The sequence below is a fragment of the Robiginitalea marina genome (assembly GCF_024006985.1).
GTDB classification, from domain to species: domain Bacteria; phylum Bacteroidota; class Bacteroidia; order Flavobacteriales; family Flavobacteriaceae; genus Robiginitalea; species Robiginitalea marina.
The window spans coordinates 219,942-237,521 of record NZ_JAMXIB010000003.1; the positions used below are offsets into that span (position 1 = coordinate 219,942).

At 55.4% G+C, this 17,580-nt stretch carries 18 protein-coding genes; 10 read left to right on the forward strand and 8 right to left on the reverse strand.

The window, feature by feature from the left end; all coding sequences use genetic code 11:
• Positions 1-117: 117 nt before the first annotated feature.
• From NG653_RS05660 to NG653_RS05680, 5 genes are all read left to right on the forward strand, one after another.
• Positions 118-1,389, forward strand: a complete 1,272-nt coding sequence (locus tag NG653_RS05660) for a branched-chain amino acid transport system II carrier protein (RefSeq protein WP_252740708.1) — start codon at positions 118-120, stop codon at positions 1,387-1,389.
• Positions 1,390-1,475: 86 nt separating this feature from the next.
• Positions 1,476-2,021 carry a CopD family protein gene (locus NG653_RS05665; RefSeq protein WP_252740709.1) on the forward strand — a complete coding sequence of 182 codons (546 nt, stop codon included), beginning with the start codon at positions 1,476-1,478 and terminating at the stop codon, positions 2,019-2,021.
• Between the two features lie 138 nt (positions 2,022-2,159).
• Positions 2,160-3,590 (forward strand): sensor histidine kinase, encoded by a 1,431-nt coding sequence (locus NG653_RS05670; RefSeq protein WP_252740782.1) that lies wholly within the window; start codon positions 2,160-2,162, stop codon positions 3,588-3,590.
• Positions 3,587-4,369, forward strand: coding sequence for an enoyl-CoA hydratase/isomerase family protein (locus NG653_RS05675; RefSeq protein WP_252740710.1), 783 nt, complete (start codon positions 3,587-3,589; stop codon positions 4,367-4,369). The genes NG653_RS05670 and NG653_RS05675 overlap by 4 nt, the downstream gene beginning before the upstream one ends.
• A gap of 16 nt (positions 4,370-4,385) precedes the next feature.
• Entirely contained in the window at positions 4,386-5,948 is a 1,563-nt protein-coding gene (locus NG653_RS05680; RefSeq protein WP_252740711.1) for a hypothetical protein, read from the forward strand.
• Positions 5,949-5,974: 26 nt separating this feature from the next.
• On the opposite strand, the gene NG653_RS05685 is transcribed toward NG653_RS05680, so the two are convergent.
• The 4 genes from NG653_RS05685 to NG653_RS05700 all read right to left on the reverse strand — a co-directional run bounded on the left by NG653_RS05685 (position 5,975) and on the right by NG653_RS05700 (position 9,353).
• On the reverse strand, positions 5,975-7,399 hold the full coding sequence (locus NG653_RS05685) for a Gfo/Idh/MocA family protein (RefSeq protein ID WP_252740712.1): 1,425 nt from the start codon (positions 7,397-7,399) through the stop codon (positions 5,975-5,977).
• Between the two features lie 81 nt (positions 7,400-7,480).
• Entirely contained in the window at positions 7,481-8,140 is a 660-nt protein-coding gene (locus NG653_RS05690; RefSeq protein ID WP_252740713.1) for an HD domain-containing protein, read from the reverse strand.
• Positions 8,137-8,877 carry a lysophospholipid acyltransferase family protein gene (locus tag NG653_RS05695; protein ID WP_252740714.1) on the reverse strand — a complete coding sequence of 247 codons (741 nt, stop codon included), beginning with the start codon at positions 8,875-8,877 and terminating at the stop codon, positions 8,137-8,139. The genes NG653_RS05690 and NG653_RS05695 overlap by 4 nt, the downstream gene beginning before the upstream one ends.
• Before the next feature lie 65 nt (positions 8,878-8,942).
• A complete protein-coding gene (locus NG653_RS05700; protein ID WP_252740715.1) occupies positions 8,943-9,353 on the reverse strand; it encodes a BrxA/BrxB family bacilliredoxin in 411 nt (136 codons plus the stop codon).
• A 125-nt stretch (positions 9,354-9,478) separates the two neighbouring features.
• On the opposite strand from NG653_RS05700, the gene NG653_RS05705 reads away from it, so the two are divergent.
• The 4 genes from NG653_RS05705 (at position 9,479) to NG653_RS05720 (ending at position 12,978) form a co-directional block, all read left to right on the forward strand.
• Positions 9,479-10,204 carry a TerB family tellurite resistance protein gene (locus tag NG653_RS05705; protein WP_252740716.1) on the forward strand — a complete coding sequence of 242 codons (726 nt, stop codon included), beginning with the start codon at positions 9,479-9,481 and terminating at the stop codon, positions 10,202-10,204.
• Between the two features lie 23 nt (positions 10,205-10,227).
• Entirely contained in the window at positions 10,228-10,803 is a 576-nt protein-coding gene (locus NG653_RS05710; protein ID WP_252740717.1) for a HupE/UreJ family protein, read from the forward strand.
• Positions 10,804-10,916: 113 nt separating this feature from the next.
• A complete protein-coding gene (locus tag NG653_RS05715; RefSeq protein WP_252740718.1) occupies positions 10,917-11,354 on the forward strand; it encodes a deoxycytidylate deaminase in 438 nt (145 codons plus the stop codon).
• A gap of 16 nt (positions 11,355-11,370) precedes the next feature.
• Positions 11,371-12,978 carry a S41 family peptidase gene (locus NG653_RS05720; RefSeq protein WP_252740719.1) on the forward strand — a complete coding sequence of 536 codons (1,608 nt, stop codon included), beginning with the start codon at positions 11,371-11,373 and terminating at the stop codon, positions 12,976-12,978.
• A gap of 8 nt (positions 12,979-12,986) precedes the next feature.
• On the opposite strand, the gene NG653_RS05725 is transcribed toward NG653_RS05720, so the two are convergent.
• Positions 12,987-13,190 (reverse strand): hypothetical protein, encoded by a 204-nt coding sequence (locus NG653_RS05725; protein WP_252740720.1) that lies wholly within the window; start codon positions 13,188-13,190, stop codon positions 12,987-12,989.
• An 18-nt stretch (positions 13,191-13,208) separates the two neighbouring features.
• Positions 13,209-13,781 (reverse strand): MarC family protein, encoded by a 573-nt coding sequence (locus NG653_RS05730; protein WP_252740721.1) that lies wholly within the window; start codon positions 13,779-13,781, stop codon positions 13,209-13,211.
• 129 nt (positions 13,782-13,910) lie between these two features.
• On the opposite strand from NG653_RS05730, the gene NG653_RS05735 reads away from it, so the two are divergent.
• Positions 13,911-14,480, forward strand: a complete 570-nt coding sequence (locus NG653_RS05735) for a DUF3109 family protein (RefSeq protein WP_252740722.1) — start codon at positions 13,911-13,913, stop codon at positions 14,478-14,480.
• Here the strand turns inward: NG653_RS05735 and NG653_RS05740 are convergent.
• Both NG653_RS05740 and NG653_RS05745 read right to left on the reverse strand, forming a co-directional pair.
• A complete protein-coding gene (locus NG653_RS05740; protein ID WP_252740723.1) occupies positions 14,470-16,404 on the reverse strand; it encodes a tetratricopeptide repeat-containing sensor histidine kinase in 1,935 nt (644 codons plus the stop codon). The two genes, NG653_RS05735 and NG653_RS05740, sit on opposite strands and share 11 nt — an antisense overlap.
• Positions 16,405-16,416: 12 nt before the next feature.
• A complete protein-coding gene (locus NG653_RS05745; RefSeq protein ID WP_252740724.1) occupies positions 16,417-17,151 on the reverse strand; it encodes a LytR/AlgR family response regulator transcription factor in 735 nt (244 codons plus the stop codon).
• Positions 17,152-17,580 lie beyond the last annotated feature (429 nt).

The following is a 17,580-nucleotide window of genomic DNA, read 5'->3' on the forward strand; positions in this document are numbered from 1 at the left end:
TCCGTTAAACTAACATTCAACGTACGGAATCGCGGAATTATTGGACCACACCGACTGTTTTTTATAATTTTTCGACAAAGGGGCGTGAAGTTAAAAAAGATTGGCGTAATTCCAAAAATGAAACGAAGCGCAGACTGGATCCTGGCCCTGGCCCTGTTTTCCCTTTTTTTCGGGGCAGGAAACCTGATCCTTCCCCCCCAGCTCGGATACCGGTCCGGGGCCCTGTGGTGGCTTACCGGGATCGGTTTCAGCCTTTCAGCGGTTTTGATCCCCATGTTGGGGATCCTCGCCCATGCCCGGTTGCAGGGGGGTATGTATGACTTTGGCCGGAAAGTTTCCCCGGCCTTCAGCCTGGGGTATTGCTTCCTGGTTTACGGCATTTCCATCGCTCTCCCTTCCCCCCGGACGGCCTCCGTTACCCATGAAATGGCCATTGCCCCTTTTTTTGGGACCCCCTCTCTGCTGACCAGCCTGGTGTATTTTGCCCTGGTTTACCTGTTGGTGATCAGGAGGTCGCAGATCGCCCCCCTTATCGGAAAGCTCCTTACCCCGGCCATCCTTTTGGTGCTCCTGCTGCTTATCGGCAGTGTGGTCTTCCTGGCTCCTGGAGGGCCGGGGCCGGTTACCATAGCGCACCCCCTTAGCGAAGGGCTGCTGGAAGGATACCAGACTTTTGATGCCATAGGGGCTGTGGTGGTAGGAGGGGTTATCCTGGTTTCCCTGAACCTCGAGCACCCGGGCCTCGGAGTGCGGGAGCGTTTCCTGCACCTTTCAAGGGCTGGCTGGCTCGCCGGGCTGGGGTTGTTCCTGCTGTACGCCGGGCTCCTGTTTTCAGGGGCCCTCCTCTACGGGTCGGTGGACGGAAATGGGAGCCGCACAGAAATCCTCCGGGGCATGAGCACCTGGGCCCTGGGGCATTCCGGAAATATCTTCCTGAGCATCCTGATCAGCCTGGCGTGTTTTACCACCGCGGTGGGCATCATAACCGGCACCGCGGATTTCATGCAATCGCGTTTCCGGGGGTCTTCAGGGGCATACCGGCTTACCGCCCTGGCCGGATGCGCCCTGGGGGTGCTGATGGGGCAGCTCCCGGTAGATTACATCATCGCCGTGGCCCTTCCTGCCCTGATGTTCATCTACCCCCTGACCATTGCCCTGATTGTACTGAATGCGCTTCCAGGGGAATGGTCCCCCCCGGGGGTTTTCAAAATCGTGGTCTTTACCGTCCTGGTCTTCAGCGTTCCCCCTTTCCTGCAAAGCGTGGGATGGGATGCAGCCGGTGACTGGGGCTCCGGGTGGTTGCCCCTTGAGCAATATCAAATGGGCTGGGTATTACCCGGGATTGTGGCCTTTGCCGCAGGCCACCTCCTTGTCCGAAGCAAACCTTAGTACAGTTTTAATTGCTCCCGGAGCGCCAGGGCCCATTTTACGGTTTTGCGTTTATGGATTAAGTTTACCAAAACATTGAACCCGGTATGATCGCATATTACGGCTATATCAAGGCCCTCCACCTGATTTTCATGGTAGCCTGGTTTGCAGGCCTCTTCTATATGCCCAGATTGTTTATCTACCATATTGAAGCCGGGGCGAGGCCCCAGGCGGAAGGGAAAGTGCTTTCAGACCAGTTCCGCATCATGGAGCGCCGCCTGTGGTATATCATTACCTGGCCTGCAGCCGTGCTGTGCACCTTCTTCGCCCTGTGGCTGCTCTGGATCAACCCGGCCCTGCTCCAGCAGGGCTGGATGCACCTGAAACTGGGCTTTATCGCGCTGTTGTTTGCCTACCATGGAAAAACCCACCAAATGTACCTCCGCTTCCAGGGGGATGACATCCGTTACACCTCCGACTTCATGCGGATCTGGAATGAAGGGGCCACCCTGGTCCTGTTCGCTGTGGTCTTCCTCGCGGTGTTGAAAAGCAGTTTGCAGTGGCTTTACGGACTGGCCGGCCTGTTCGTGCTCGGGGGGCTACTGATGCTTGGGATCAGGGCCTACAAAAAGGTGCGGGAGCGCAAAGGCTGATCCGTCCCGGCCCGAACGGGGCAGGATCTTCAGGCTGGGGATAACCCCCTTATTTTGGCGTGATTATTGCTATCTTTACGGGTAAATCCAAAGAACTTGTTCAGGAAGGTATCATTGCGGTCGAGGATCTTTGTTTCCATGATCCTGCTGGTCCTGATCGCTTCGGTCCTGATTGCCGGGGTTACGGTGTTCCAGTACAAGGAACAGTCGAGGGACTACCACGAAGACCGGCTGGGCAGGAAGGAGGACCAGATTCGGCAGTCCATCACCTTCGCGCTGCAACGGACCACCTACCCGATCAATACCAAAAACCTCGCCCTGATCTTCAGGGACGAAATCTATCGCATCGCCATCACGGAAGATGCCAATTTCAATATCTATGACCTGGAAGGAAGGCTGATCAAAAGCTCCCGCCCCAAATTCGAGAATGATTCGGTTTCCCTGCGCCTTGAGCCCTATGTGCTGGATTCCCTCAAACACCGCCTCGACAAGCGCTATGTCGAAGCCAGTGCGGCGGCAGGCTATAAATACCAGGCGTCCTATTCCTACATCACCGACAGCCATTTCAAGCCCATTGGGATCCTGAACCTCCCCTACTTCGAAGAGAACAGCTTTTACGACAAGGAGCTCAGGCAATTCCTGATGCGTTTGGGCGGGGTTTACCTGCTGATGCTGCTGCTGGCTATTTTGCTGGCGTATTTCATTTCCAAGTATATCACCCGTTCCCTGCAGACCATTTCCGATAAGTTGCGGGAAACGCGTTTGGCCCGGACCAACGAGAAAATCCTCATCAACGACCCGAGCCCCGAGATCGCCCAGTTGGTTGAGTCCTATAACGGGATGATCGACGAACTGGAACTCAGCGCTGCGAAGCTGGCCCGAAGCGAACGCGAACAGGCCTGGAGGGAAATGGCCAAACAGGTGGCCCACGAAATCAAGAATCCGCTGACCCCCATGCGGCTGAGCGTGCAGAGCTTTGAACGGAAATTCGACCCGTCGGACCCTGAGGTCGGCCAGAAAGTGGAGGAATTTTGCAAGACCCTCATCCAACAGATCGATACCCTTAGCAGTATTTCCTCCGCGTTCTCCAATTTCGCGCAAATGCCCGCCCAGCAAAATGAAAACCTCAATGTAGTGCAGGTGGTCAAGCTCGCCCTCGATATCTTCAATGAACCCTTTATCCATTTCATGGCCGGGGAAGAAAGGGTGATAGCGAGGATGGACCGCACCCAGCTGATCAGGGTAATCACCAACCTTGTCAAAAACGCCATACAGGCCGTGCCGGAGGTGGAAGACCCGAAAATCCTGGTCTCCGTGGCCTCTGAGGGCGACATGGTAAAAATCTCTGTGGCCGATAACGGGAAAGGCATAGGGGAGGAATTCAAGGACAAGGTCTTTGAGCCGAGGTTTACCACCAAGACCAGCGGCATGGGGCTTGGCCTGGGAATGGTCAAGACCATTGTGGAGACCTACAGGGGAAGCATAGACTTCACCTCCCAACCCGGAATGGGGACGGTGTTTACCGTAAGGATCCCTAAAACAAAATCACCCATAATCCAGTCTACATGAAATTCCAGAATGTTGCCCTAGAAATCGAAGGAAAAATTGCCCTGGTGCGGATTGACCGCCTCGAAAAACTCAATGCCCTCAACCGACAAACCATTGAAGAGCTTGGGAAGGCCTTTAGCCGGTTGGAGGCCGACCCGGAGGTGCGGGTGATTATCCTCACGGGCTCCGGCCCCAAGGCTTTTGTGGCCGGGGCGGATATTGCCGAATTCGCCGGTTTCGATGCCCGTGAGGGAAAGGACCTGGCCCGAAAAGGGCAGCAGACGCTTTTTGACCGGGTGGAACACCTGAGAACCCCCGTCATTGCTGCGGTCAACGGGTTTGCCCTGGGGGGTGGCCTTGAACTCGCCATGGCCTGCCATATCCGGGTAGCCAGCCAGAATGCGCGGATGGGCCTGCCTGAGGTTTCCCTGGGGGTCATCCCCGGCTATGGGGGAACGCAGCGCCTTCCCCGGCTGGTAGGGAAGGGCAGGGCCCTGGAGATGATCCTCACAGGAGGGATGATCGGGGCCGAACGCGCCAGGGAATACGGCCTGGTCAACCACGTTACGGAACCCGGGGAACTGGTGGAATTCTGTAAGGGCCTTGCCCGTGACATCGCCAAAAATTCCCCGGCGGCCATCGCCTCTGCAATAAAAGCCGTAAATGCCGGTTTTAGTAGTAACCAACCCGGTTTTCAGGCGGAAATTGAAGCCTTTGGAAATTGTTTTGCAACGGCTGACTTCCGGGAGGGCACTACGGCCTTCCTGGAAAAGCGGCCGCCTGAGTTTCCCGGGTGCTGAATGCAAATCGGACCCTATGTTGCGCACCCTCTTCACCATAGGGGTTTTCCTGGTTGTCGGGCTTGCCCCGGCCCAGGAAATCCCCCTGGAATACCACCTGGGCAAGGCCTATAACGACCGGCACCCGTATTCCAACCTCCTGCTCTTCGCCGAATCGGGGCCCGGGGGCGAAAAAGTCGTGGTTCGCTCCTATTTTTCGGGCCTTGTGCTGAAACCCAAAGGCTACCTTATCGAGCGCTATAACGCAGGGCTTGAATTGATAGATGACTTTGAGTATGCCTTTACCGACGGGGATTTTGTGAGGGGGTTTGTGGCAAACGGGCAGCTCTACCTCCTGTTCCTGACCTATGACCAGGAAGGGGGTGCCTATTTATACACGGTCCACCAGGCCCCGCTCGGCAGCGACCGGTTCACCCAACAGGAATTGCTCAGGCTTCCCGGCGAGCCGGTGGAAAATCCGCTGGACCGGAACTATTACAACCGGAATTTTGAAAGCGGGTTTACCACTACCGTTCTGGCGGACCCCGGAAACAGGGCATTTGCCATTAGCGTGCTGCGACGGGAGGGGGAGATGCACCTGCACCGGATCCTGGTTTTTGACAACCGCCTCCAACGGCTCATGGACCTCGACTTTTCGGAATCGGGTGCGGAAAAAAACTACGCTTTTGAAGAAATGGAAGTGGCCCCTGACCTCTCTGCCGTGTATCTGGTCGGAAAGGCCTATTTCAGGAAACGGAGGTTCAGGCCTGAGGAGCGGAAGTTCCAGTACGAGTTGCTGCGGCTGCACCCGGGGGGGATCCGCTCCCGGGTCTTTGACCGGGAAGGGACCTATTCGGAAGCGCTCAGGCCGCTCTGGCACCATGGGAAGCTGATTTGTGCGGGGTTTTACGCAGACCGGAAAGATAACCGCTACAACGGCATCCAATACGCCGAACTCCATCCGGAAACCCTGGAAATTACCAAAAGCGTCTACAACCCCTTTTCGGAGCAATTCATGCGCGACAAGTTCGGGCAGGAAACCGATAAGGACGTCAGGAATTTGGTCTTTAAAGGAATGCATGCCGCGGAGGATGGCTCCCTGCTGTTCAATGCCGAGGAATATTTTATGACCGAGGGGATGCAGGCCAGCCCCAGCGGAGGCCGCATGCGCGTGGAACGGTTCCACCACAACGATATCGTGAGCGTGCGGCTCGATGCTTCGGGAAGGCTCGAATGGGCGAGGAATATCAACAAAACGGAGGTGACCCAGGGCGACGGGGCCTATGTTTCCTACAGTTCATGCCTCCTGGGCGGGCAATCGTACTATTTTCTTTGTTCTTCCATGGAGCAGCCGCAAAAAATCGGAAATGACCGCCTGATGTTTAAACAGGGCAACAGCAGGAACCGGCACCTTTTTGCCATCGGCCTCGACCCGTCAGGAACCATGACCTATCGCAAACTGATCGATAACAAAGAGGCCCGTCTCCCCCTGATGGTCTCCCGGCCCCTTATCGATGAAGATCAGGGGAACCTGTTTTTCTATGCCCGGAAAGGGGGGAAAAAACAACTGCTTTCCGTGGGCCTTCCCCAGGGGCAATAAATCTCAATGGGCCGGCCGCGCAAAGCCTAGCCCAGTTCCCAGCCCTTCCGGTACGAACCGGTAACCCAGTCGTTCGCCTTGTCGTAGTTTGTAACCCGCATATTGGCCCCGTCCCACTGGATTTTTCGCCGTCCGGGATACATGAACGGATCCCAGTCGCCCAGTTTTTTGCCGGGCTTCAGGGTCTTGTGCTGAAAGGCACGGATGGCGAGGTTCCCCATGAGGACGGCTTCGGTAAGCGGTCCGGAACGGCTGAAATCCGAGGAGGTCGACACCCCGTTCAGGCAGCCCTCAACCCAGTTGCGCTGATGTCCCGCTACATCCCCGGCTATCCGCGGGTATTTGGGTTCAGGGGGGTTCAGCAGACCCATCATTTGTGAAGGCAGCAGGCGGGCATTCCTCGAATACACGTCGCAGACCAGGATGCCTTTGCTTCCGTAAAATATAGTCCCTCCCCCGGTATCCCCGATGGTCTCACCGTCTTTGAGTTCGTCCGGCAGGTCGGGCAGGATGCCTCCGTCGTACCAGTTCAGCGCTACCTCCCCGTGGGCCGGGGTATCGAACTTCAAACGCACAATGGAGGAAGAGGGGCAGGAGGCGCTGTAATCGGCCTCCACGAAATCACCCACCCAGTTGGTGGTGCAGCTGGCTTCTGCCTCTTTTGGGTACATCAGGTCAAGCACGGTAAACGGGGTCTCCATGATATGGCAGCCCATGTCGCCCAGGGCCCCGGTGCCGAAATCCCACCACCCCCTCCATTTAAAGGGGAGGTAGGCGTCGTTGTAATCCCTCATTGATGCCGGGCCCAGCCACAGGTCCCAGTCGAGCCCTTCGGGGATGGGGTGTTTTTCGGAAGGGAGGGGGATTCCCTGTGGCCATACCGGCCGGTTGGTCCAGCAATCGACGCGCTGCACCGTGCCAATGACCCCAGCTTCCACCCATTCTTTGGCCTTGCGGCTGTCGTCGCTTGAGGCCCCCTGGTTCCCCATCTGGGTAACGATCCCCATTTCGCGGGCTACTTGCGTCATCAGGCGGGCCTCCCTGATGTTGTGGGTAAGGGGTTTTTCCACATAGGCGTGCTTTTTTTCCCTCATAAAGGGGAGCGCGATGGCGGCGTGGGTATGGTCAGGGGTAGCCACCATGATGGCGTCGATGTCTTTCAGGCGCTCCTCGAAGACCTTCCTGAAATCGGTGTAGCGGGGCACTTTGGGGTATTTTTTGAAACTCCCTGCCGCCCGCCGCTGGTCTACGTCGCAAAGGGCTACGTACTTTACTTTTCCGGTCTCATCCAGCCCGTTCATTACGCCGGCGCCCCGACCGCCCACCCCGAAGGCGGCCACATATAGGGTATCGCTCGGGGGAACGTGCCCCTTTCCAAGGACGTAGCTCGGGACAATGGTAAAGGCGGCCGTACTGGCTGCAGCATTTTTCAGGAAAGATCTTCTTTGCATCAGGACAATTTTAGAATTGGCGCAAGGAAGATACAAAAAGTATGGCGCTCCGTCCTAATGCCCGGGCAGCAGGAAGCAGGCTCAGGACTCTCCGTTCCATTCCCCGAAGAATTCTTCCAGGAAATCCAGCATATACTGGTGCCGCCGTTCTGCCAGTTTTTTTCCGGTCGGGGTATGCATCCGGTCTTTCAGCAACAGGAGCTTCTCGTAAAAATGGTTGATGGTGGGGCCTTTGGAATTTTTATAGGCCGCTTTGTCCATGGCCGGGTTAGGGCTGATATCGGGGTCGTAGAGCTTCCTGCCCGCATGCCCCCCATAGCTAAAGGCCCTGGCAATCCCTACAGCCCCCATGGCATCGAGGCGGTCGGCATCCTGCACCACTTCCAGTTCCCGGGAATGGAAGCCCTTTTTCTCAGCCCCCAGGCTATGCCTGAACGACATGTTGCGGATGATATTGACCACGTGCTTCCGTGTCGCTTTGGGCACCTTCAGCGACCGCAGGAATTCATCGGCCTTCCGCGGGCCCAGTTCCTCGTCCCCCCCGTGGAATTTGGCATCCGCAATGTCGTGTAGCAGGGCCGCGAGGCTCACCACCAGCACATCCACGGATTCTTCCCTGGCGATTCGCAAGGTATTTCGGAAGACGCGCTCTATGTGGAACCAGTCATGGCCACCTTCAGCCTTTTCGAGCCCGGTCCTGACATAGGCAATGGTCTTCTCGATAAGTTGGGCGTCGTTCATGGCTTCCAGCGTATGTGGGAGGTTATGGTCTGCTCCACCGCGGCCAGGGTTTCCGCTGCACGGGTGGGGTCTACGGGCATGGCCGGGTGCAGGGTAAAGGAGATGCAGTTGCCCAGCCCAAGGGGGAACTTCCCGAACCGGAGCATCTTCCAGGAGTTGTTGATCGTGACCGGGAGGATCTGCGCCGAGGGGGAAGCCTTGATAAGGGCTTCCAGCCCGACTGTGCGAAAGGGTTTGGGCTCCCCGGTGCGGCTTCGGGTACCTTCGGGGAAAATCACCGCGCTGCGCCCCGTTTTTTCAATGTATTCCCCCAGCGACCGGATGGCCTGCAGGGACTGCCTTCGGTCCTTCCTGTCGATAAGCACTGACCCGCCGTGCCTTAAATTGAAGGAAACGCTGGGGATCCCCCGGCCCAGCTCTTTTTTGCTCACAAACTTCGGGTGGTATTTCCTGAGGTGCCAGATGATCGGGGGGATGTCGTACATGCTCTGGTGGTTTGCCACAATGATCAGGGGCCCTTTTTCGGGCATGGGGGCACGGGTTTCGAACCGGTACCCGGTCCCCAGGATATGGGTACAGCGCATCAGGCATAAATTCAGGAGGCTTACGCTCCTTTTATGGGCCTCATAGCCGAAGAGGTTCAGGCACAGCCACTGCACAGGGTGGAAGGCGAGCAGGGCAAGCCCGAAAAAGATCAGGTAAACCGCGGAAACCGGATACGACAGTACTTTTTGCATGGAGTACAAAAATAAAAAAACCGCTACGGGATAGCGGCTTTTTTCTTCAGGGATCCCCGGGGGGATCAACAAAATTCGTCAAAGGCCTGGATGAGGTTGTCGGCAATGATTTCCGCCGGCCGTCCCTCGATATGGTGCCTTTCGATCATGTGTACGAGTTCCCCATCCTTGAACAGCGCCATACTCGGCGATGAGGGCGGGAAGGGAACCATAAGGTTGCGCGCGGCATCCACGGCCTCCCGGTCCACCCCGGCAAAAACAGTGACCAACCGTTCAGGCGTTTTGGCGTTTTGCAGGCTCATCTTGGCGGCAGGCCGTGCATTGGCTGCAGCGCATCCGCAAACGGAATTGACCACTACCAATACAGTGCCCTCGGCTTTGATGGCGTTTTCAACGGCTTCTGCACTATATAATTCTTCGAACCCGGCCATGGCCAGATCCTCTCGCATGGGTTTAACTAACTCAGCTGGGTACATATGTTTTTCTTTTTAGTAAGTGGGGCAAAGTTACAAAAAGAAGCCAAGATAACTAACCCCTCCGGGCCAGGCTCCTGCGGGCAATATTCATGGGGAAACCCCTATCTTTGCCCAAATTTTCTAAAATGGCCAGATGGGTTGGCGCCCTGGTGGGTTACTTATTGTTCAGATTGCCCGGGGCCCTGTTGGGGTTCTTCCTGGGATCCCTCATCGATAGCATGGGCAGGAAGGAAGGTTCTGTTTTTCAGGATTTCGGCCGCGCCCGGGTATCGCCCCAGGACTTTGAACTCCACCTGATTTCCCTTTGTTCCATCGTGATCAAGGCCGATGGGAAGGTAACCCAGCAGGAGCTGGATTACGTCAGGCGGTATTTTTTGTCTACCTATGGCCGGGAGAAGGCCAATGCCATCTTCAGGACGTTCAACGAAGTAGTGAAGAAGAGGGAGGTTTCGGCCGAGAAGATCTGTTCTCACCTCGCCCAGCGCACCCGGTATGAGGTCCGCCTGCAGCTGGTGCATTTCCTGTTTGGGATTGCCGGGGCAGACGGGCGGGTCAGCCCTGCGGAAGTCGAAAAACTGCTGGAAATAGCCCGGTACCTCAGGATTGGGCCGCGCGATTTCGAAAGCATCAAAGCCATGTTTTTCGAGTCTGCGGATACGGCTTATACCATCCTCGAAATCGAGCGCACGGCCACGGATGAAGAGGTTAAAAAGGCCTACAGGAACATGGCCAAAAAATACCATCCCGACCGGGTAAATACCCAGGACGAAGCCATCCGCAAGGGGGCTGAGGAAAAGTTCAAACAGGTGCAAAAGGCCTATGAGCAGATACAGCGCGATCGGGGCCTTTAGTGTGCCGTTAAAAAGGTGATTCCATGAATGATTTTTTGTTTTACACAGACCTCGGTTTTTTCCATGTGCTGGACCCTGCCGGATACGACCACGTCCTGTTCCTTACGGCCCTGGCCCTTCCCTTTTCGTTCGGGGAGTGGAAGAAAGTCTTCTGGCTGGCCACCCTCTTTACCCTTACCCATTGCATCTCCCTGGCCCTGTCGGCTTACGGGGTAGTGGAGGTCGATTCCGGCCTGGTGGAACTGCTGATCCCGATCACGATTTTAATCACGGCCCTTTTCAACCTTTATGTGGAGGGGAGGGGCGAAACCCTTTCCCGGGCCTTCCACCTCGATTTATGGGCCACGGGTTTTTTCGGGTTGATCCACGGGCTGGGGTTTTCCAATTATTTCAGGATGCTGATGGCGGGGGAAGATGAAAAAACAGGCCCCCTGCTGGGGTTCGCGGCGGGGATAGAGCTGGCCCAACTCCTGGTCCTGGTCGTGGTTATGGGGCTTACCTACGCCGTAACCGAATGGCTTAAAGTGAAGCGAAGTTATTACGTGTGGGGGGTGAGCCTGCTGATTGCCGCCATTTCCCTGACGCTCATTTTTTCCTGAGCCTCCCTTTTTCACTAAAAATTAACCCGGTAAAGGTTGCCGGACTTCCTGAAAGCCGGTATCTTAGTCCATTAGCGCAAGAAACGGCCGGCCGGCGGCGTTTAAGCATAGAGGTGAAAAAGAAAAAGCAGGAGAAATACGACCGCGCATACCTGAGGATGGCCCATGAATGGGGAAAACTATCCTATTGCACGCGCAAGAAAGTCGGGGCGATCATCGTCAGGGACCGCATGATTATTTCAGACGGGTATAACGGCACCCCCACGGGGTTCGAGAATATCTGCGAGGATGACAGCGGATATACCAAGTGGTATGTCCTTCATGCGGAGGCCAATGCCATTTCGAAAGTGGCGGCCTCCACCCAATCCTGTGAGGGAGCCACCCTCTATATTACGCTCTCGCCCTGCCGGGAATGCAGTAAACTGATCCATCAGTCCGGCATCCGTCGGGTAGTCTACCAACACGCCTACAAGGATGGTTCCGGGCTGGATTTCCTGGAGCGCGCCGGGGTGGAACTGCTCCACCTCCCGCACATCGAAGACCTGGTTTAAATGAATGGGGAATAACATGAAAAGGAATTATTACCTGGCACCTGTAGTTGTGGCGGCCGCCCTTGCCCTGGGGATTTTTATGGGGGGCAAGCTTCATTTTGGGGACACCCCCGAAAAGCTGTTCAGCACCAACTCCAAAAAAGACAAACTCAACCGGCTGATCGATTACATCGATTATGAATATGTCGACCAGGTCGACACCGATAGCATTGTGGATGTTACCGTCAACAACATCCTCGACAAGTTGGACCCACATTCGGTGTATATCCCCAAAGAGGAAATGCAGCGGGTATCGGAAAACATGAAAGGCGATTTTGTGGGTATTGGCATCAATTTTTCGATGTATCGCGATACCATAACCGTCACCCGGCTGATCCGGGGAGGGCCCAGTGAGCGGAGGGGGTTGCGCCCCGGGGACCGGATCCTTCTGGCCGATGGCGACACCCTTTACGGCAGGGACCTGATGAACGAGGATATCGTAAACCGGCTCAAGGGCCAGCAGGGCAGCGAAGTGGTCCTGACCGTATACCGCAAATCGGAAGGCCGCACTTTCCGCGTCCGATTGCAGCGGGACCGGGTGCCCATCAGGAGCATTGACGCCTTTTACATGCTCCGCCCTGGCCTGGGGTACATCCGGATGAACCGCTTTGCGGAATCCACCTTCGATGAATTCAATGAAGCCCTTGTCTCCCTTTCGGCCGACGGGGCCCAAAAACTGGTCCTGGACCTCAGGGACAACCCGGGCGGATACCTGAATGTGGCCGAGCAAATTGCCGATGCCTTCCTGCCCGGGGGCAGGCTGATCCTGTTCACCAAAAACAAAAAGGGGCAGGTCGAAAAAACCTATGCCACTTCCCGGGGGGGGTTTGAAGGCAAGCCCGTTTTTGTCCTGATCAACGAGCGCTCCGCTTCGGCATCGGAAATTATCGCCGGGGCCTTGCAGGACAATGATGCGGGGACCATCATAGGCAGGCGTTCTTTCGGGAAGGGCCTGGTGCAAAGGGAGATGGCGCTGGGGGACGGATCTGCGGTACGGCTGACGGTCTCCCGGTATTATACCCCAACCGGCCGCTCCATACAACGCGACTATCAGAATGGAACCGAAGACTACTACCACGATTTTGTGGAGCGTTTCCATAACGGGGAGCTCGAGTCCGTGGACAGCATCAGGGTGTCGGATTCCCTGAAGTACGTTACCCCGGGAGGCAAGGTGGTGTATGGGGGAGGCGGCATAATCCCGGATGTCTTTGTCCCTATCGGCAGCAATGAAGAGGAAGCCCTGGCTGCCCTGGATGCCCGCGGGTACTTCTCTTCCTTTGCCTTTGAACACCTCGAGGAAGACCGCACCCGGTATGACGCCTATGGGGCCGAAGACTTCGTGCGCGATTTCAACACCGATGACATCTTATTCGAACGGGCGATCGATTTTCTGACCCGCTATAATTTCAGGCTCGATTTCTATGCCTATAAAGACCTGCTGAAACGCTATGTGAAGGCCGCTATTGCCGAACAGCTGTTTTCCCCCGACCTGAAAGCCGAAATCCTGGCACCTGCAGACCCCATGCTGCAGAAAGTCCTGGAACTGGACAGCCCCACCCTCAGGGGCGGGCAGGAAGAATCCTGAACCAGGGCCTATTCCTCGTCGAGCCTTTTCTGGATTTTTCTGGAAGTGTGGTAGATGAGGGTCAGGACCAGGGCGCACAGGGCGGCGAGTACCCCGATCAGTGCAATCAGGCTGTCCCCCTCCAGTGGGTTTTCAAAATCCACAAGGGTCACATTATAGGCCACCAGGGCCAGGGCCAGGATAATGATGGTGAGGAGTACAGGCTTTTTCATAGGGGAGTGTTCAGCGCCTTAAAAAAGGCCGTTGATGTTGGTGGCAAAGAGTTTTACCGCAATGGCCAGCAGGATTACCCCAAAGACCTTGCGAATGACACTAAGCCCGCTTTGTCCCATCACGCGGGCTATACGGGACGACGATTTCAGGACCAGGTAAACAAAGATGATGTTCAGGATGATGGCGATGATAATATTGACCACATGGTATTCCGCCCTGATCGAAAGCAGGGTGGTCAGGGTGCCGGCCCCTGCGATAAGGGGAAACGCCAGGGGCACTATGGAGGCGGTTTGGGGCGCATCGTCCTTGTAAAGGGTCACTCCCAGAATCATCTCAATAGCGAGGAAAAAGAGCACGAAGGACCCTGCCACGGCAAAGGAATTCACGTCGATCCCAATGAGGTTCAGGATCTCTTCCCCGATAAACAGGAAGGCCACCATAATGATCGCAGCCACCACGGAGGCCTTTTCGGACTGGATATGCCCGGCCTTTTTCCTCAAGTCGATTACGATGGGGATGCTCCCCACAATGTCGATCACGGCAAAGAGAATCATGGTTGCCGAAATGATTTCCCTTAAATCAAGGTTCATGGACGTTGCATAAAGTTCGGGGCAAAGGTACGGTGATCGCGCAAACCGGAAAACACCTTTCCGTGGATTTGCGCAGGCAAAGGGCAGATTCAATATCTTTACCCCGACAACCCCATTTATTTAGCAACCATGTTCCAGCTTGGGGAAACCCTGGTTTCTGAAGAAATCCTGGAAGAATCCTTCGTATGCGACCTGCAGGCCTGCAAAGGGGCCTGTTGCATTGCCGGCAGCTCGGGTGCCCCGCTGGAGCAGGAGGAAACCCAAATCCTGAAGGAACTCTACCCAAAGGTCAGGCCCTTTTTACGGCCCGAAGGCATCAGGGCGATTGAGGCCCAGGGGACCTATGTCAAAGGGGAAGACGGGGAATGGGAAACCCCCCTGGTAGATGGAGAAGAGTGTGCCTATGTCGTTTTTGTGGGCGGGGTGGCCCAATGCGGTATCGAAAAGGCCTTCAATGAGGGGGCGGTACCGTGGCGAAAACCGGTATCCTGCCACCTGTACCCGGTCCGGGTAAGGGAATATACCCGCATAACCGCGGTAAACTACCACCAGTGGCATATTTGCGACCCGGCCTGTTCCCTGGGCACCGCCCTTAAGGTTCCCATCTACAAATTCGTCAGGGAAGCCCTGATCAGAAAATTCGGCCAGGCCTGGTATGCCGAGCTGGAGGCGGTTGCCGGCGAACACCTCAAATCGTAGGGATGGTAAGCACTACTTCCGTACCCTCCACGGCGCCATCGTCCCCATAAAGGTCCCTGATGCTGAGGTCAAAGGAGTTCTGAAAGATCCTGGAAAAATTGGCAAGGCGTTCCCTGGTAATGGAAATGCCCACCGATTTGCGCTTGAGTACTTTGGATTCCTTTAATATTTCCGCGGCCTCCCGCCCAATGCCATTATCGCGGATGGCAATGCGGATCAACCCTGGATGGTCCTGGGAGACGACGATCCGGATCCTCTTTTCCCCCTCTTTGGAAGAAAGCCCGTGCCAAAGCGCATTCTCGAGGAATGGCTGGAGGATCAGCGACGGGATTTTCACCAAGGCCGGGTTCACCTCCGGGTCGATTTCCACCCCAAAGTCGATTTCATCATTGAAGCGGATGTTTTCAATGTTCATGTAGAGGGTAATGGTTTCCAGTTCTTCCTCCAGTGAAATTTCCTTCATGGAAGAGGTTTCCAGGATTTTCCGCACCAGCTTCGAGAACTTGTTCAGGTAATGGACCGCGTTTTTCTGCTCGTTGTTGATGATGTAATGCTTAATGGAATTCAGGGAGTTGAAGAGGAAATGGGGGTTCATCTGGCTGCGCAGCATGGTTTGCTCCAGCGTCATCATTTTCTTCTCGCTGGTAAGCTGGTACTGCCGGTAGATGATATAAAGGATCAGGGTAAAGAGCACCAGCAGCAGGGCCCCGATCAATAAGGTGGTCCGGTTGCGCCTCAATTTCAGGTTGATGATCTCGTTTTCCTGGGCGAGAATAGCGAGTTGGTTTTTTTGCTTTTCGGACCCATACCTGAGGATGATGTCATTGACGTATTTGTTGTTGACGTCATTGGCGATCTGGTGCTGGAACTCCTCAGACTGCCTGAAGTATTGCAGGGCCTTTTGGTAGTCGCCCTGATCGGCAGCCAGGTCGGAAAGCAGGGAGTAGCTCTGCGAAATGTCGCGAAGCAGCCCAAGTTCCTTTCCTTTCTCGATGGCGGTTTGCAGGAACTCTCCAGCCCTTTTATGGTTGCCGGATTTCAGGTGTGCCCATGCCAGGTTGTTGTATATGGGGACGATGATGTGCTGGTCTTTGGTCTTTTCAGATACTTCCAGGGCCTGTGCCAGGAGTTCAAGGGCTTCCCCGAAACGGTTTTGCTTGATGTAGATCCTTCCAATGCTGTTCTGGCAAATGGCAACCCCCCGCTCCGACCCGATTTCACGGTCATAGGTTGCGGCCCTTCGAAAACTTTCCAGGGCCTCATCCATCTTCCCCTGGGCCTCGAGGCATTCCCCGATGTTCTGGAGGTTAACGGCCATGCCATACTTGTTGTCCAGTGCCGCTTCCAGCTCGAACGACCTCTGAAAGTGTTCAATGGCCTGGCCATACTGTTCCAGGGCCTGGTAGATATTACCGATGCTGTTAAGGGAAACATTGCGGCTCCGGCGTATCCCCAGCGAAGGCTCTTCCACATTGTCGGCCAGGCTAAGGGCTTCCTGGCTGTAATCCAGGGCGGTTTTGATGGCATCCAGCCTGCGGTACACCACCCCCAGCATGTTCAGGCTAAAGATCCTGAATTCAAGGTTATTGGCTTGTTTGGCGGCATCAAGGGCCCGCTCGTGGAATTCGATGGACCTGGAGTAGTCGGAGGTATTCCGGTAAAGGATGCCGGTTTGGTTGTAGCTGTATGCAAGGCCGTCCAGGAAGCCTTCCTCCTGGCAGCGGCGGGAAAAGTATCCCATCAGCACGGTATCCCTCCGGAAAGGCCTAAGGGCGGCATCCAGTTCCTCATAGGTCTTCGGACCCAGGTCGATCACGCTGTCGGCCAGGCGTGCGAAGTCTGCCGGAACGTCCTGGGCCGGGCCCTCCAGCCACAGGCCAAGGGCCATAAGCAACAGGAAAATTCGGGAAACGCGTGGCGGCATGTTCAGCAAGGCTTAAATAAGGTCCAGGAAATCGGACTTCTTCTGACGGGAAACCGGGATTTTGTGATTCGATTCAAGGACGACATACCCGTCGGTTTTGAGGAACTCCTTCACTTTGTTCAAGTTGATCACATAGGAATTATGCACCCTGAAAAAAGTGTCTTTGGGAAGGATTTGGTCTATTTCTTTTAGTTTTTTGGTCAGCACGATCTTGCGGCCATCGGTCAGGAAAAGGGTGCTGTAGTTCCCGTCGGATTCCGCGAACAGGATGTCTTTGTTTTCCAGGAATACGAGCTTTCCATCGGTATTCAGGGTGATTTTCCTGTGCTGCGATCCAGAATGCTGCGACATCAGGAATTTTTCGAGGCGTTCCGCGGTCAGGTGGCGGGCGTTGTGCTTCTGGATTTTGGCAATCGTTTCCTGGAGGTCGTCGGCATCGATGGGCTTGAGCAGGTAATCGATCGCTTCATTTTTCAGGGCCTTGATGGCATATTGGTTGTAGGCCGTGGTAATGACCACGGCCACATCCTTGTTCTGCAACTTCTGGATGAACTGAAAACCATCCATGGTCGGCATTTCGATATCCAGGAACAGGCAGTCGGGGGTATTTTCATGCAGGTAATCCAGGGCCCTGAAGGGGTCAGTAAAGGAGGCGACCACTGCAATTTCATTCGAAAAATGGGTGAGTTCCCATTGAAGACTTTGCAGTGCTTTTTCCTCATCATCAACAAGTACGGCCTCAATCATGTCAAAAGGGGTGACAGTGCTAATAGTCAAAGTTACATCAAACTTCCGATTCTCCCCGGGGAAGATGTGCCCCCAGCTTTAAATACCTTACCATGGGGCGTTATTCATGTGAAATTGGCCAGGGGGGTCCCTATAAGGAAAGGTTTCCCGGGGAGGGGCTCCCCGGGGAAGTATTTGCCGTGCAGGCAGTCCGGCCCGTTGGTTGGGGGCTGCGTTTTATACATTATTTAACACGGTCTGTACATTTACCCCAATCCCTGAGGGGTAAAGCCCGTAGTTTCGAACCGTTAATTCAAAACAAGCCCTTTCTATTTGAAGGGGTTAGAGTAAACCAAACGATGAAACGCTGTTGCTTCTTTTTTATCGCTTTTCTGGCAAGCCTCGTCCTGGCGGTGGTCAGCGATTCCGAGCGGCGCCAGGGGGTCTCGG